The organism is Acetivibrio straminisolvens JCM 21531 (assembly GCF_000521465.1).
Classification (GTDB): domain Bacteria; phylum Bacillota; class Clostridia; order Acetivibrionales; family Acetivibrionaceae; genus Hungateiclostridium; species Hungateiclostridium straminisolvens.
Window position 1 is genome coordinate 1 of sequence record NZ_BAVR01000080.1, and the last position, 15,449, is coordinate 15,449.

The following is a 15,449-nucleotide window of genomic DNA, read 5'->3' on the forward strand; positions in this document are numbered from 1 at the left end:
GGGTAATAGAAAATTCTTAAAAATACGGTTGATACTCTGGTTACTATACCGAATGACAGGTTGCTTCAGGTGGCTGAAAAGAAGACTTCCATAGTTGATGCTTTTAAGATAGCAGATGATGTGTTAAGGCAGGGTGTACAGGGTATATCCGACCTTATTGCTGTACCGGGTCTGGTAAACCTGGACTTTGCAGACGTAAAAACCATTATGCTTGATACCGGTCTTGCCCACATGGGTATTGGAAGGGCATCCGGCGACAACAGAGCTGAAGAGGCTGCAAGACAGGCTATTCAAAGTCCCCTTTTGGAGACATCTATTGAAGGAGCAAGAGGGGTTCTTCTTAATATTACCGGTGGTGCAGATCTTGGATTGTTTGAAGTGAATACTGCGGCCGAGTTGGTGCAGAAATCGGCTGACCCTGATGCAAACATAATTTTCGGAGCAGTTATCGATGAGAATTTAAAGGATGAGATCCTCATTACTGTAATTGCTACAGGGTTTGACAAAGTTCCTACAATTAGAAAGGCTGACAAGCCTGTAGTGGCAGAAAAGGCGCCTTCTTCTCCATCTTCAGATGAAAGGGCCTCTACAAGCCAGGTGGGAACAGATGAACTGGAAATACCGACTTTCCTAAGGAGAAACAGATTTAAGTAAACAGATTTCAACAATAGAATCTTGGGACATCAAGTCCTTTCGTTTTTGTCTCTTTCGTTTCATCTCAAGAGGCTAAAATAAAGCGCAGAAGTATATCGAAAAGGATATGCTCCTGCGTTTTTTTGTCATACGATTTTTTTTATTCTATACTTTTGTTTTACAAAATAAATATAAATTTATCTGTATAATCAATAATAAAAATACATGCTTTTGCATATATGTTATTTAGGAAAGTGTTTTATGTAAGGTGCTGTAAAAATAATTTTCTCTATGCTTTGCCGGATTTGGGGGTCGAGAGAATGAAAATATACATTGATGTACTGGTAATGGAAAACATCGTAATGAATTATCTTATACTATTGCTTACTGCCAAGTTTATAAGGCAAAAGGCATCCCATTTGCGATTGTTTTTGGGTTCTTTGGTAGGGGCGGCATATGTGGTTGTGCTGCTTTTGATGCCTGATTTGAAGATATATTATACCACCTTAGCTAAATTTGCTTTATCCCTTTTAATCATTGCGATAGCTTTTTCTCCGGCTAAGCTGACACTTTTCATTAAGACATTGGCAGTATTTTATGTTTCGACTTTTATATTTGCGGGAGCTGCATTTGCATTCCTCTACCTGAATCAAACGGGAGGATTTGTCAGGAACGGAATAGTGTACATATGGAGTTCGAAGGGAACCACACTCTTTTTTGCAGTAGCGACTGTCGGCATAATCATTAGGATTTTCTGGGACATAGTGCAGCAAAGAATTTCGAAGGAAAAACTTTTGATTCCTTTAAAAATTGCTTTTGGAAATGGAACCACAGAACTTTCTGCTCTGGTTGATACCGGCAATTCCCTTTATGATCCCTTAACCAATTCGCCTGTGGTAGTTGTAGAATTTAGTGCCATAAAAAATATATTGCCCATGGAAATTCAAAGTATCTTTGATGAATCCAAGGAAAATGACCTGGACAGTGTTACTAAAATTGTATCCGACTCCAGGTGGTTGTCTCGATTCAGACTCATCCCTTTTACTTCCCTGGGCAAGGAGAATGGAATGTTGATCGGATTCAGACCGGATTATATTGAGGTAGGAGAGAATACGGAGAAGAAGGGAGTAACGGATGTGATTATCGGCATTTACAACAGAGCACTGTCAAAGAACAACAACTACAATGCTCTTCTAAGTCCCGAATTGGTTTAGGTTATGTCTTTTTATCAATGTATATAAATTTTCTACGAAAGGGGTATATAGTATGGTCTTTTTTAAGAAGCTGAAACTTTATTTGATGGTGAGGTATATTAATCTTTTGGGTAAGCTGAAACTTTACAACAGCAATCCTATTTACTACATTGGGGGAAGTGATGCTCTTCCGCCGCCGCTTAGCAATGATGAGGAGAATTATCTTTTAAGCAAGCTTGAGAAAAAGGATTTTGGAGTAAAATCAATTTTGATAGAACGAAATCTAAGACTTGTGGTGTATATTGCCAGGAAATTTGAGAATACCGGAGTAGGTGTGGAGGACCTTGTTTCCATTGGTACCATTGGGCTTATCAAAGCGATTAACACATTTAACCCCAATAAAAACATAAAGCTTGCCACATATGCATCAAGGTGCATTGAAAATGAAATACTCATGTACCTTAGAAGAAACAACAGGATGAAGACAGAAATTTCAATAGATGAGCCTCTAAACGTAGATTGGGACGGAAATGAACTGCTTCTTTCAGATATTCTTGGAACGGATAATGATCTTATCCATAGAAGTATTGAGGACGAGATAGACAAAGAGCTTCTTGCCATGGCAATGAAAAAGCTGTCGGTCAGGGAAAAAAAGATAATGGAACTTCGGTTTGGACTTACAAATGGGGGAGTTGAAAAGACCCAGAAGGAAGTTGCTGATATGCTGGGAATTTCCCAGTCGTATATTTCCAGGTTGGAGAAGAAGATTATCAGTAGACTTAGAAAAGAGATTAGCAGGATGGTGTAATTGTAAAAAAATACAAGAAAAATTCGGTGTTAGAATTTGCAATAACTCCAGGGTTTGTCAAGGTGTTTTTATGAAATTTTGTAGTCTTTTTAGCAGTATAAAAATGACCTCCGTGGCAATAATGATACTGACTTTAAATTATTGCCGGGAGGTTTTTTCTATGCTAATCAATAAAGTAGAAATATGTGGTGTGAACACATCAAAACTGCCAGTACTTACCAATGAACAAAAGAAAGCTCTCTTCGAAAGAATGCATAATGGAGATACCTCGGCAAGAGAGGAATTTATAAAAGGAAATTTGAGACTTGTATTAAGCGTCATACAAAGATTTAACAATAGAGGAGAATATGTCGATGACCTTTTCCAGGTGGGTTGTATAGGACTTATAAAGGCAATTGACAATTTTGATGTTACTCAGAATGTTAAGTTTTCAACATATGCCGTTCCTATGATAATCGGAGAAATCCGAAGATATTTAAGGGACAACAACTCCATTCGTGTGAGCAGATCTTTGAGAGATATTGCCTATAAAGCGCTTCAGGCAAAAGAAAGGCTTACGAACCAGAATTCAAAAGAGCCTACCATAGAGGAAATAGCTAAAGAACTTGGGCTTCCAAAGGAAGATATTGTATTTGCCTTAGATGCAATACAGGACCCCATTTCACTGTTTGAATCTGTGTATCATGACGGTGGAGATGCAATTTATGTAATGGATCAGGTGAAGGACGAGAAAAATAATGATGAGAACTGGCTTGAAGGTATTGCTTTAAGTGAAGCCATGAGAAAACTCAATGACCGGGAAAAGCTTATACTGAACTTGCGCTTTTTTGACGGCAGAACCCAGATGGAAGTTGCCGAAGAAATCGGAATCTCGCAGGCACAAGTTTCAAGGCTTGAGAAAACTGCACTTATGCACATGAGAAAATATATTTAACATATTTGTGCAAGAAGTGGACCGTATTATTAAAAGTCAGAGTCTGAAATTTACATTTTGAAAAATCTAAAGGAGCCGGGGAACGGTGAAATATTATATTGACTGTTCTTTGGCTCCTTAATTAATAGGACAAAATTCCTTATAACATATCATTTTTTACAAAATCATATATTATCGTAGAGGCTTAAAAATAGCAATGTGCGGTGGTGATATTATGAACAGGACGTCTGACTTTAGGGAAAAGGAAGTTATCAATATAAAGGACGGAAGGAGGCTTGGATTTGTCGGTGATGTGGAGATAAACCTTCAAAGCGGCAGAATTGAGGCAATTGTGATTCCAAGCGGAGGGAGGCTATTAGGGTTCATTGGAAAAGATAACGAATGTGTCATACCTTGGGAAAAGATAAAAAAGATTGGGGAAGATATTATTTTGGTGGAAATGGATGACAGGTTTATAAGAAAACATTTTGAATAAATGTTATGTGAATAATGGTATTTATTTAAAACTATTTATAGTGTATTATATATAATAAGATATAGTGCTTTATCAAAATTGCTTTTCAAAAAATTGAGATTTAATCAAGATTTCAAAAGATAAATTCCGAAGGAGGTATGTAATGAAGTGCCCATATTGCGGTTTTATAGAGGATAAGGTAATAGACTCAAGGCCGACGGATGAAGGTTCGGCAATTCGAAGGAGAAGAGAGTGCTCCAAGTGTTTAAAAAGGTTTACCACCTATGAGAAGGTTGAGAGTCTTCCTATTATGGTTATAAAAAAGGATAAGAGCAGGCAGGTTTTTGACCGGGAAAAGCTATTAAACGGAATCTTAAGGGCATGTGAAAAAAGACCTGTATCTGTTGCTCAGTTGGAAAAACTGGTTGAAGACATTGAAAGTCAGATTTATAATTCTCTTCAGAGGGAAGTCACATCCAAGGATATCGGAGAAATGGTAATGGCAAAACTGAAAAACTTGGATGAAGTGGCTTATGTGCGGTTTGCATCGGTCTACAGACAGTTTAAGGATATAAATACATTTATGGACGAGCTTCGTAAGCTTTTAAACGAGAAATAAGAACATTTGGACTAAGGAAATAAATTCAATTCACAAAAGAGGAAAGAGTGATTAGCCATGAGTGAAGTGTTGGAGAGGAATCTGTCTCTCTTAAAGGAGTACCAGCGATGTATATATAAAACTTGACAGTTACATCAAGGGAGAGTATGTTCCAAAGGACAGTTCGGTGGAAAGAATACTTTTGGCCCGTCAAGACGACCTTGTAATAAACATCATGGTAAGGTGCTTTAATAAAGATTTTCTGCTCTGTGACCATGAAAACCCGATTAATGAAGCTTATGCTTGGATTGACAAGTATATTGACCCCTCCAACAAGGCAGATATTGTCTTTGGAATGGGTATGGCATTTCACCTTGAAGTTCTCCTTACAAGCTTTCCAAACAAAAAAGTAATTATTGTTGAACCAAATATGGATTTGTTTTATCAGATTGCCTGTATAAGAAATCTCGAACCGGTTATTAAAAAGGCTGAAATAATTGTGGATGAAGCTCTGGATGTTATACTTGAGAGGATAAATTCCTTGTTCTGGGATACGGAAAAGGGAGGCATTCAAGTGCAGCCCTTTGAGGTATACGGAGAAATGTTTCCCGATATGTGGGATAATCTCCGGGACAGCTTTATCAAGCTTGCAAACAATTTCACTGTGGATATTGCAACCAGAAGAAAGTTTGGAGAGCTGTGGGTGTACAATAATATCAAGAATCTCGACAAGATTTGTGATGCGTCCGATGCCGGAGTTCTTGCCGGCAAATTCAAAGGCATTCCCGGCATATTGGTGTCGGCAGGGCCTTCTCTTGAGAAAAACATCCACCTTTTAAAAGGGCTTGAAGACAAATGTGTTATCATGGCGGCAGGAACGGCAGTGCGTGTCATGGAAAGTTTTGGATTATCGCCGCATTTTATGGTGGGTATAGATGCGGGAGAAAAAGAAGGAGAGATACATTCGAATGTAAAGAACAAGGACATCTATTTTATTTATTCTAATCAGGTTTCCACATACTCTGTTAATGGCTATACTGGACCGAAATTTGTTATGAATTATCCTGTTGATATGTATACGGCAGGTTTCTTTGATTATGCCGATATTAAGTCGGACTTTTTTTAAGCGGTCCGTCGGTTGCCAATACTTGCTTTGATATCTTGTTTAAGATGGGGTGTGACCCCATTATAATTATCGGTCAGGATATGGCGTTTACTTTCGGAAGTATGTATGCAGGAGAGGCGCCGGGGACAGTAATAAACGATAATGAAGATATTCAAAAAAGAGGATATATCCTTGCTAAAGATATTTATGGAAATGAAGTTTATACCACAAGGCCGTTCCTTGCAATTAGGAACTGGTTTGAAGGATATTTTGAAAAGGTTCGGGATAAGATTGAAATAATAAATGCCACTGAGGGTGGACTTAATATTTCATATGCTCGAAATGAAACCCTTGAGGATGCCCTAAAGAGCTGTGATTTTTCTGAAGACGGTATAAAGAAACTTATCAAGGTTCTGTATGAGGAAGGGAGATTTACGGATTCAATTGCTTCAAAAGTCGAAGACTACAGGGCATATGTTCAAAGGGAGATTAGAAGGCTTGAATTTTTATCCGGAAAGCAGCTTGAGATAGCGGACTACCTTAGGAGAGACGTGTATCATCCGTCAAAAAGCCGTTCAAGGTTTGTTAAGGCTGTTAATTCAATAAATGAATTGTCGGACAAAGTTTTTGAGTCTCCAATATACAATCCCCTTCTTAAAAACCTTGTGGAAATTGATTTTTATCTTATTAAAGCCGAAGTGGACAGGGCAGTAAAGACATTAACAAAATATGACGATATAAAAAATGTATATATGAATGCTATACTTTATCAAAATGAAAAACTGAACGCAAGTCTTGCCAAACTTAAGAGCTTCTTTGATAATTAACTGTTATATTTTAATACGGTGACGAGGTTTGCATAATGTGGTATAATTATCTTATTAACATAAAATATATCATATAAGAACGGGGTGCATAGGATGAAAAAAGCATTATGTATTATGGTTGTAATCGTCTTAGCAAGTACATGTTTAATAGCTTATGCAGCGGAGGCAAATCAGTGGACGGCATTAAAGGCAACGTTTAAAGTTTTTGTTAAAGGAGAGGAATTCCAATCCCAGGACCCGACAGTTGCTATCAATGGAAAAACGTATTTACCGCTTAAAGCAATAGGCGATGTGTTGGGAGTTGATGTAATCTGGAACGAGGAACTAAGACGTGTAGAAGTGGCAATGACGGGAAACGAAAGCGGCAATAAGGAAGATGTTGCACCGGTTGTAATAAACCATAAGGCCGGCACCGGAGAATATATTGTGGATGTGGCAGTTGAAGGAGTCAAAGCCAAACCCGGCGATACAGTGGAGATACCTTTAAAATTTGAAAACGTACCGGCTCAGGGAATACAGTCTCTGAATTTGAGTTTGTACTATGACAGCAAAGCTATAGAAGTTCTAAAGGTAGAACCGGGCAGTATAGTTACAAACCCCAAGGTTAATTTCGATTACAACGTAGTTTATGAAGATTCTGAAATAATCATGCTCTTTGATGATGACAGTGCAAAGGGCGAAGGCTTAATAGAGACTGACGGTGTTTTTGCCAAATTGATTGTTAAAGTAAAATCTGATATTTTTAACGATAGCGAAGCATCAAAGAAGTTCAGTTTAATTACTTTTGGCGAAATCAATTTCTGTGATTATGATTTTAATACTATTCTTGCAACATTAAAAGAAGGTAGAGTGGAAATTGAGAAATAATTTATAATACATATACAAGGGCTTAGAATCAAGAGGGACTTAAAAAAAGTCTCTCTTTTTTTATTTTTTGTAACACATTAATTATAGTTAACATAAGATATAGAGAGATAGTTGCGCATTGAAAGGAGAGAATTTGATGTCAAAGACCGGAGGTTTTTCAGGAGGAAACTTTGCAGCATTACTGTCAAATTATATTGGTAAAACCGTTACTATATTTACTAAAAGCGGCGGTCAGTCGGGAGCAGGTTTTACTGGAGTAATTCTTTCTGTTAATGACTGTTTTGTAAGATTGATAACAAGAATTGGTCCACCGCCGGGATGTGCTTTGGGTAACGCCTGTACAGGATTCAATGTAGGAAATGAATATGGAGGAGGTATTGCACCTTTGGGCGGCGGATGCGGTATAAGCGGCGGTTATGCAGCAGGATATGGAAAAGGATACGGTCCGATACTTCCTGCCAATGAAAACGGAGCAATATCTGCCGGAGGTTGGAACGGTTATCCTGTATATACAGTTGGCTCGGTAACAGACATACCTATAGACAACATAGTATCCTTTGTCCATAATGCGGTTTGATAGATAAAAAACCCTTCAATGGAAAATCCGGGAAATTTCCTGGATTTTTTATTGTAATTTTAATTAACATTTTTATTATAGTTAAATTCATCAATTTTGACGATAAAATAATAGAAATAATAAAAGTTAATAAATGCCAAAAGATGTATTTATTTTGATAACAAGGAGGCAAAAGCTATGAAAAACATACTTGACAAGTTAAAGGGGAGTATTGCCAAAATCATAGTGATGTATTTAATTGCGGCAGTTGCGATTTTGGCATTAACGTTAAATCAGAGCAACAGAGCTTACAGAGAGAAAACGGCTCAAGCAGAAAAGGTGGTACAGGAAACCCAAGATATGATTATAGATCAAATGGACACAATTAATGAGCTTTATTCCCAATTGGTCAAATCTAGCATGAATGTTTTAATAAGAACAGGATTGTCAATTGGAACCCCGAATGTCAAGGATGAGATTAGCTTTTCAGGAAAGACTGTTCCTCAATTATTTTTAGGAGATCAACTTGTAATAGGAAATTATGAACTGGTAGATAAAATAGCCAATGAAACCGGAGCAACTGCGACTGTTTTTGTCAAAGCCAAGAGCGGAGAATTTGTTAGGATAAGTACAAATGTTAAGCAAGAGGATGGTTCAAGGGCAATAGGTACTGTACTGGATCCTAATGGACAGGCCTTTGAGCATATAGTTAACAGAAAACCCTATTATGGAGCGGTTGATATACTGGGCAAACAGTATTTTACAGGTTATGAGCCAATATATGATTCCCATAATGAAGTTATTGGAGTATGGTATGTGGGATTTGCGGCAGAGCAGATGCACGTGTTGTCAAAAGCTATAGAGGGGAAAAAGCAGTTTGAAAACGATTGTTACGCAATTATTGACATGAATGAGAGGATAGTGGTAAAGTCTGGGGATATGAAAGATGAGGAGATATTAAGCTTGCTAAAGGGAGAGAAGAACGAAAAAGAATGGGACATAATAGTAAGAAACTATGAGCCTGGGGATATAAGGTAGTATCATTTATAAAAATGTCTGATATTATCAGTATTGCAAGGAGAGAGCAGCTGCAACTTATCGCTAACATTGGAATAATATTTGTCATTTTTAGTTTTTTCATGTTCTTCTTCCTTGCCTCTACGAAGAAACTAAACAAAAAAATATTGACCTTAGCGCAAAACCTCTATGAATCCAGCCGCTTAATATTGTCCACATCGTCGCAACTTGCTATGACAAGCCAGCAATTGGCGGAAGGCAGTGCCGAGCAGGCTGCAGCAATTGAGCAAACCTCTGCGACCATGCAGGAGACCTCAGTTACCATAAAACAAAATGCCGAAAACACAAAGAATGCATCGGCTTTATCGGATAAAACCGCCAGGGCTTCCGATGAAGGATATAAACATATGATAGATATGAACAAGTCAATGAATGAAATTAAGAAATCCAGTGACGAAATGGCAAAAATAATAAAAGTTATAGATGATATAGCTTTTCAGACCAATATCTTAGCTCTGAATGCGGCAGTTGAGGCAGCAAGGGCAGGAAGTGCGGGAGCCGGATTTGCAGTTGTTGCCGAAGAAGTCAGAAATCTTGCGCAAAGGAGTGCCAAAGCAGCAAAAGATACGGCGGAGATAATTGAAAAGAATATCGCTTTGTCTACAAATGGAGTTGAGATTAGTAATTTGGTTAGCAATTCATTGAAAGAAATAAATGAAAACGCAGAAAAAGTCAGTAATCTGGTAGCTGAAATATCAGTTGCAAGCGAACAACAGGCAAACGGCAGCGAGCAATTTGCCCAGTCCATAATTCAGATGGAACAGGTGATACAGCAAAATGCTGCAGCGGCTCAAGAAAACTCTGCCTCTGCTCAGGAATTGGAGACACAGGCAGAAAAAATACTCAATATGGTTTCTGAACTTAATATTCTGGTAAAGGGCAAAGACAGCGGCATGGAGAATAGAAAAAATAACGTCAGGATTGATATTGGAGCAGAATAACATATGCGATTTTAGCTCAGATGTTGTTATGTACAAAGGAAATAATCTTATCTACAGGAATTACGGCAAATGCACCAATATTGAAAAGAGGGGAACCTTGAAACTGTCCGACGCCAAAATTATTCAGAGAACATGCCGGGGGTGGGGCTATGGAGATAATAAGCTCAATGTACACTTCATTTGCGAATAAAAGTACTCCTGTAAAACCTGCCCCGGATATTCCTCCAGATTCCACAAATACGGTTACTGTTTCACCTATATAATTTGCCATATGGGCTGAAAAGCAGGCATTATGGGATAAAAAAGGTTTCTTTTCAAAAGAAATTGGTTCACAATCAGGCTTTGGCCTGATTTTTTTATTTGGCCTCTTGGAATGAAATGAAAGGGGGAAAAGCGAAGGGACTCGATGTCCCGAGCTTTTAGTTCGGGCTGCTTTCTTCTTGGCCTTCTTCTAAAGAAAAACATTAAACATTCCTCCCGATACATTATTTAAAGGATAAATAAAATTATTTTAAATTCTAGTGTAGGACAATATTGTATTTTGGTTCTTAATATATCATAGGTTTAAATTCTTAAAATGGTTACTGCTACAGAGTAGAATAAATTAAACGGCATTAAACATTAGAACTTTTTATTATTGCCTTATTGTTATAAATTACAAAATAAAAGAGAACAGATTTTTAATAAAAGATGTAGAATTTGTACATGTTGTGGTATAATTATGTGGCGATATTTGGATAAAGTTTTGCTGATTTCGATACATTTATGTATTGGACAAGAAAGGTTGTGGGGAAAGATGCTCTCGAAAATAAAAAGTATGGGTCTGATGGGGATAGATGGTTATGTTGTGATTGTAGAGACAGACATAAGCAATGGACTTCCGTCCTTTGACATGGTTGGGCTTGGAGATACTGCCGTGAAGGAATCAAAGGAGAGGGTGCGGGCTGCTATAAAAAATGCTGGTTTTGAATTTCCGATAAAGAGAATTACGGTAAATCTTGCACCTGCCGACAAGAAAAAAGAGGGTTCTGCCCTTGACCTGCCAATAGCCCTGGGAATATTGACTGCGACGGAACAGATAAGGAACAGTAGTCTTGACAAGTATGCTTTTTTGGGGGAGCTTTCTTTGGATGGAGAAATAAAACCCGTAAAGGGTATACTTCCCATGGTTTTAGCTGCAAGAGACAATGGTGTGGAGAACATATTTTTACCCATGGAAAATGCGGATGAGGCAGCGGTTGTAAAGGATATTAATGTACTTCCGGCAAAAAACATAAGAGATGTGGTCAATCATTTGAATGGAGCATCGGAAATTGGGAGACATGAAGTGGATATTGAATCGATTTTTCAAAGGAGCCTTGATTATGATGCGGATTTTGCCGATGTTAAGGGGCAGGAGAATGTAAAGAGGGCTCTTGAAGTTGCGGCTAGCGGTGGGCACAACTGCCTTATGATAGGTTCTCCCGGATGCGGTAAGACAATGATTGCCAAGAGGCTTCCTACAATTCTTCCTTTAATGACATTTGAAGAAGCCTTGGAAGTAACAAAAATTCACAGTATTGCCGGTACCTTGCCTGCAAATACTTCTCTTATTACCCAGAGACCTTTTAGGGCACCTCACCACTCAATATCAAACGTCAGTCTGATTGGAGGAGGAAAAATACCTAAGCCTGGCGAAATTAGTCTTGCCCATTATGGTGTATTGTTTTTGGATGAACTTCCGGAGTTCAACAAGGATGCGCTTGAGGTCCTAAGACAGCCTCTTGAAGATGGAGTGGTGACCATTTCGAGAATTAACGCCACTTTGACTTATCCTGCAAGGACTACATTGATATGTGCGGCTAATCCGTGCAAATGCGGCAATTACCTTGAGGATTCAAAAGAGTGCACATGCAGCCCAAAGCAGATTCAGCAGTACTTGGGTAAAATCTCCGGTCCGCTTCTGGACCGAATAGATTTGCACATAGAAGTTGCGTCGGTGAAATACAAGGACCTGGAAAGTTATGAGGAAGGAGAAAAGTCAAGCGTAATAAGGGAAAGGGTAAATCGAACAAGAAAAATACAGCAGGAAAGATACAAAGGGCTCGGTATTTTTTCAAATGCAGAGCTTTCGCCTTCACTCATCAAGAAGTTCTGCAAACTGGATGACAAATGCAAAGGTATTTTGAGAGATGCTTTTGACAGGCTGGGGTTAAGCGCAAGAGCCCATAACAGAATACTAAAAGTTGCCCGAACCATAGCGGACATGGAGGAAAGTGAGGATATAAAAGCGAATCATCTATTGGAAGCAATACAGTACAGAAGCCTTGACAGGAAAAAATGGTTGGCCGGGTGAATATATAAAATAATATAGTAAGCTAAAAAATATTTAATATAAATAATACTTGAATAATATTTGGAACAGGAGGAATTTTCAATGAAATCTTATAGAAAGGAACTTGTTTTCAATCTGCCTTCAAGGAGGGCATATGTAAACATCACACGCCAAGTACAGGCCTGCATTGATGAGAGCGGTATAAAAGAAGGGCTTGTATTGGTTAATGCCATGCATATTACGGCAAGTGTCTTTATAAATGACGATGAACCGGGGCTTCATCAAGACTTTGAAAAGTGGCTTGAAACCCTGGCGCCGGAAAAACCGTACAGTCAGTATAAGCACAATGGATACGAAGACAATGCTGATGCCCACCTGAAACGTCAGGTAATGGGGCGTGAAGTGGTGGCGGCTGTTACCAACGGCAAGCTGGATTTTGGACCCTGGGAGCAGATATTTTACGGAGAGTATGACGGCAAACGTCCAAAAAAGGTGTTGGTGAAGATAATTGGTGAATAAGTAAGTTAAATAAAAGGGGGACAAACCGGTGAGGTTTATAGGAAATATTATATGGATGCTGTTTGGAGGAATTTTTTTAGCTTTAGGATGGATGCTTGCGGGATTGATTTTATGTATAACGATTATAGGGATACCTTTTGGAGTTCAGTGTTTTAAAATTGCAGGGCTTGTGTTATGGCCTTTCGGCAGGGAAGTGCAAATTGGCAATTTTGGAGTCGGCGGATTGCTTTTTAATATTATATGGATTATCTTTTTAGGATGGGAGCTTGCTTTATCTCACTTTATTACAGGACTGTTGTTTTGTATAACAATTATCGGAATACCCTTCGGTCTTCAGCATTTCAAGCTTGCAAAGCTTGGACTGGTACCTTTTGGCGCAAGAATAAATTAAAAGCAAACCCGTTTGATGATATAATTGTATGAAAACGTGGTAATTCTAATATGCCGCTGCTTGATTTGTCGACAATAGTTTTTGTTGATTTTCAAGCTGCCGGTACAGAGAAATGTATTTATTATTTAAACTGTTGAGGAGAGAGTTATGACAAAATTAATATCATGGAATGTTAATGGACTGAGGGCCTGCATGAACAAGGGATTTTTAGATTATTTCAACAATGTCAATGCTGATATGTTCTGCATACAGGAGAGCAAGGTTCAGTCGGGACAAGTAGAGCTTGAACTTCAAGGGTATCATCAATACTGGAATTATGCTGAGAAAAAGGGGTACTCGGGAACTGCTGTATTTACCCGCATAGAGCCTCTTTCTGTCCAAAATGGAATCGGAATTGATGAACATGACAGAGAGGGAAGGGTTATTACTTTGGAGTTTGACAGCTATTATTTGGTCAATGTATATACTCCCAATGCAAAGAAGGAGCTGGAAAGGCTTGATTACAGAATGAAGTGGGAGGATGACTTCAGGAATTATCTTATAGGCTGAAGGCCAAAAAGCCTGTTATTGTTTGTGGCGATATGAATGTAGCCCATAAGGAAATAGACCTTAAAAATCCGGCAACCAATAGAAGGAGTGCAGGTTTTACCGATGAAGAACGCGCAAAATTTACGGAGCTTCTTGATGCCGGTTTTATTGATACCTTTAGATTTTTCTATCCAGATAAAAAGGACGCATACACATGGTGGTCATATATGTTTAATGCCCGCGCAAGAAACGCCGGGTGGAGAATCGATTATTTTTGCGTGTCGGAGGAGCTAAAAGATCGTCTGGTAAGTGCCTCTATACACGACGATGTACTCGGATCCGATCATTGTCCGGTGGAACTGCAAATAAAATAATTTTTGCCATGTTGTTTTTTTAAGATTTACATTTTTTGCTATCCTTATGTTAAAGAAATATTTTAAGGCTAAAGGTGTTTGCGATGATTACATCAGGAAAAGCTTGATTCAACGGACAATACATGGTAAATTATTTTGTGAAAACGTGTATGGCAATTGTTGCTTACGTTTATTTATAAAGGAGAGTATGGATGGAAGGTAGTTTAAAAGACTGGGTATGGCTAAGTTCCATTCCGGGAGTTGGAGCAGTCAAGTCAAGAAAGCTTCTGGAGTATTTCAAAGACATACATAATGTTTGGAATGCCGGAGAGGATGAATTAAGGAATCTTCCTTTCTTAAACAAGACGGATATTTTAAATTTGACTAATGTAAAATTTAAGCAAAATGTAGATCGTCATCTTGATAATATCTTTAAGAATGACATTAGAATTATTACATTAGAAGATAAATTGTATCCTTTATACCTTAAGAATATATACGATCCTCCTTTAGTCCTTTATATGAAGGGATCCATCCAAAAGGAGGAAAAATATTTGGCTGTAGTCGGTTCTAGAAGGGCAACATCCTATGGGCTTGATATGGCAAAGAAAATTTCCTGTGAGCTTGCCCAATACGGTATTACTGTTGTAAGCGGCATGGCTAGGGGAGTTGATTCTTTTGCCCATAAGGGAGCTCTCGAAGTAAAGGGAAGAACTATTGCCGTTTTAGGGTGCGGTCTTGATATTGTATATCCATACGAAAATAAAAAGCTTATGGAAAGTATAGTTGAGAACGGTGCCTGCCTGTCGGAATACCTTCCGGTACTACGCCTTTGCCGGGAAATTTTCCCGCCCGCAACAGGATAATAAGCGGTATTTCCTTGGGAGTTATTGTGATAGAGGCAGGAGAGCGCAGCGGTTCTCTGATTACGGCAAATTTTGCCTTGGACCAGGGAAGAGAAGTTTTTGCGCTTCCGGGAAATGTCAACAGTATGAAAAGCACCGGAACCAATAAATTAATTAAAGAAGGTGCCAAAATAGTAACAGGAATTGACGATATACTTGAAGAATTAAACATTTACTTTACCGAGGAAAGAACAAAGGACTTTTTTTACAAAAAGCCTTCAAGATGACAGGTTGTTAAAAGGTCTTGATGAGGATGAAAAAAAGATTGTAGAGTATTTGAGGCTTGAGTCCATGCATATTGATACTATTGCAAGAAAAACGGGATTTAGCATACAGCTTGTTAATTCAATACTGGTAATGCTCGAATTAAAAGGAATTGTTGAGCAGCTTCCAGGAAAGATATTCAAATTAAAGTCCTAAATAATTAATTGTAATATGACAATATA

15 protein-coding genes and 4 pseudogenes are annotated in these 15,449 nt (G+C 38.3%); 18 read left to right on the forward strand and 1 reads right to left on the reverse strand.

Annotated elements, in window-relative coordinates; translation table 11 throughout:
• Window positions 1-15: 15 nt before the first annotated feature.
• From JCM21531_RS15355 to JCM21531_RS15405, 12 genes and pseudogenes are all read left to right on the forward strand, one after another.
• Window positions 16-654, forward strand: a pseudogene (locus JCM21531_RS15355) (cell division protein FtsZ); the annotation flags it as partial.
• Window positions 655-953: 299 nt separating this feature from the next.
• Entirely contained in the window at window positions 954-1,847 is an 894-nt protein-coding gene (gene spoIIGA / locus JCM21531_RS15360; protein ID WP_038291164.1) for a sigma-E processing peptidase SpoIIGA, read from the forward strand.
• 52 nt (window positions 1,848-1,899) lie between these two features.
• Window positions 1,900-2,634 carry an RNA polymerase sporulation sigma factor SigE gene (gene sigE / locus JCM21531_RS15365; protein WP_038291166.1) on the forward strand — a complete coding sequence of 245 codons (735 nt, stop codon included), beginning with the start codon at window positions 1,900-1,902 and terminating at the stop codon, window positions 2,632-2,634.
• Window positions 2,635-2,794: 160 nt separating this feature from the next.
• Entirely contained in the window at window positions 2,795-3,568 is a 774-nt protein-coding gene (gene sigG / locus JCM21531_RS15370) for an RNA polymerase sporulation sigma factor SigG (RefSeq protein ID WP_038291168.1), read from the forward strand.
• Window positions 3,569-3,782: 214 nt separating this feature from the next.
• Complete coding sequence (locus JCM21531_RS15375; protein WP_038291170.1) at window positions 3,783-4,043, forward strand: YlmC/YmxH family sporulation protein; 261 nt, start codon at window positions 3,783-3,785, stop codon at window positions 4,041-4,043.
• Between the two features lie 142 nt (window positions 4,044-4,185).
• Window positions 4,186-4,641 (forward strand): transcriptional regulator NrdR, encoded by a 456-nt coding sequence (gene nrdR, locus JCM21531_RS15380; RefSeq protein WP_038291172.1) that lies wholly within the window; start codon window positions 4,186-4,188, stop codon window positions 4,639-4,641.
• Between the two features lie 166 nt (window positions 4,642-4,807).
• Window positions 4,808-5,746, forward strand: coding sequence for a motility associated factor glycosyltransferase family protein (locus JCM21531_RS22870; RefSeq protein WP_279379095.1), 939 nt, complete (start codon window positions 4,808-4,810; stop codon window positions 5,744-5,746).
• Between the two features lie 11 nt (window positions 5,747-5,757).
• Window positions 5,758-6,552, forward strand: a pseudogene (locus JCM21531_RS22875) (hypothetical protein); the annotation flags it as partial.
• 93 nt (window positions 6,553-6,645) lie between these two features.
• Window positions 6,646-7,419, forward strand: coding sequence for a cohesin domain-containing protein (locus JCM21531_RS15390; protein WP_038291173.1), 774 nt, complete (start codon window positions 6,646-6,648; stop codon window positions 7,417-7,419).
• Window positions 7,420-7,555: 136 nt separating this feature from the next.
• The gene (locus tag JCM21531_RS15395) at window positions 7,556-7,996 is read left to right on the forward strand and encodes a hypothetical protein (RefSeq protein ID WP_038291174.1); all 441 of its coding nucleotides are present in this window, start codon (window positions 7,556-7,558) and stop codon (window positions 7,994-7,996) included.
• A gap of 177 nt (window positions 7,997-8,173) precedes the next feature.
• Window positions 8,174-9,013: a Cache 3/Cache 2 fusion domain-containing protein gene (locus JCM21531_RS17980; RefSeq protein ID WP_054847137.1), complete on the forward strand. Its 840-nt coding sequence runs from the start codon at window positions 8,174-8,176 to the stop codon at window positions 9,011-9,013.
• A gap of 281 nt (window positions 9,014-9,294) precedes the next feature.
• A complete protein-coding gene (locus JCM21531_RS15405) occupies window positions 9,295-9,993 on the forward strand; it encodes a methyl-accepting chemotaxis protein (RefSeq protein ID WP_439644318.1) in 699 nt (232 codons plus the stop codon).
• Between the two features lie 16 nt (window positions 9,994-10,009).
• Here the strand turns inward: JCM21531_RS15405 and JCM21531_RS15410 are convergent, their stop codons facing one another.
• Window positions 10,010-10,228 (reverse strand): hypothetical protein, encoded by a 219-nt coding sequence (locus JCM21531_RS15410; protein WP_439644317.1) that lies wholly within the window; start codon window positions 10,226-10,228, stop codon window positions 10,010-10,012.
• 561 nt (window positions 10,229-10,789) lie between these two features.
• Between JCM21531_RS15410 and JCM21531_RS15420 the strand changes: the two genes are divergently transcribed.
• From JCM21531_RS15420 to JCM21531_RS22880, 6 genes and pseudogenes are all read left to right on the forward strand, one after another.
• Window positions 10,790-12,328 (forward strand): YifB family Mg chelatase-like AAA ATPase, encoded by a 1,539-nt coding sequence (locus JCM21531_RS15420; protein ID WP_038291185.1) that lies wholly within the window; start codon window positions 10,790-10,792, stop codon window positions 12,326-12,328.
• 81 nt (window positions 12,329-12,409) lie between these two features.
• Window positions 12,410-12,826: a secondary thiamine-phosphate synthase enzyme YjbQ gene (locus tag JCM21531_RS15425; protein ID WP_038291177.1), complete on the forward strand. Its 417-nt coding sequence runs from the start codon at window positions 12,410-12,412 to the stop codon at window positions 12,824-12,826.
• A 28-nt stretch (window positions 12,827-12,854) separates the two neighbouring features.
• Entirely contained in the window at window positions 12,855-13,217 is a 363-nt protein-coding gene (locus tag JCM21531_RS15430) for a YccF domain-containing protein (RefSeq protein WP_038291178.1), read from the forward strand.
• Window positions 13,218-13,364: 147 nt separating this feature from the next.
• Window positions 13,365-14,119 (forward strand): annotated as a pseudogene (locus tag JCM21531_RS15435) (exodeoxyribonuclease III).
• A gap of 191 nt (window positions 14,120-14,310) precedes the next feature.
• Window positions 14,311-15,230: pseudogene (dprA, locus tag JCM21531_RS15440) on the forward strand (DNA-processing protein DprA).
• A 4-nt stretch (window positions 15,231-15,234) separates the two neighbouring features.
• Window positions 15,235-15,423: a DprA-like winged helix domain-containing protein gene (locus JCM21531_RS22880; RefSeq protein WP_243467809.1), complete on the forward strand. Its 189-nt coding sequence runs from the start codon at window positions 15,235-15,237 to the stop codon at window positions 15,421-15,423.
• Window positions 15,424-15,449: the final 26 nt, after the last annotated feature.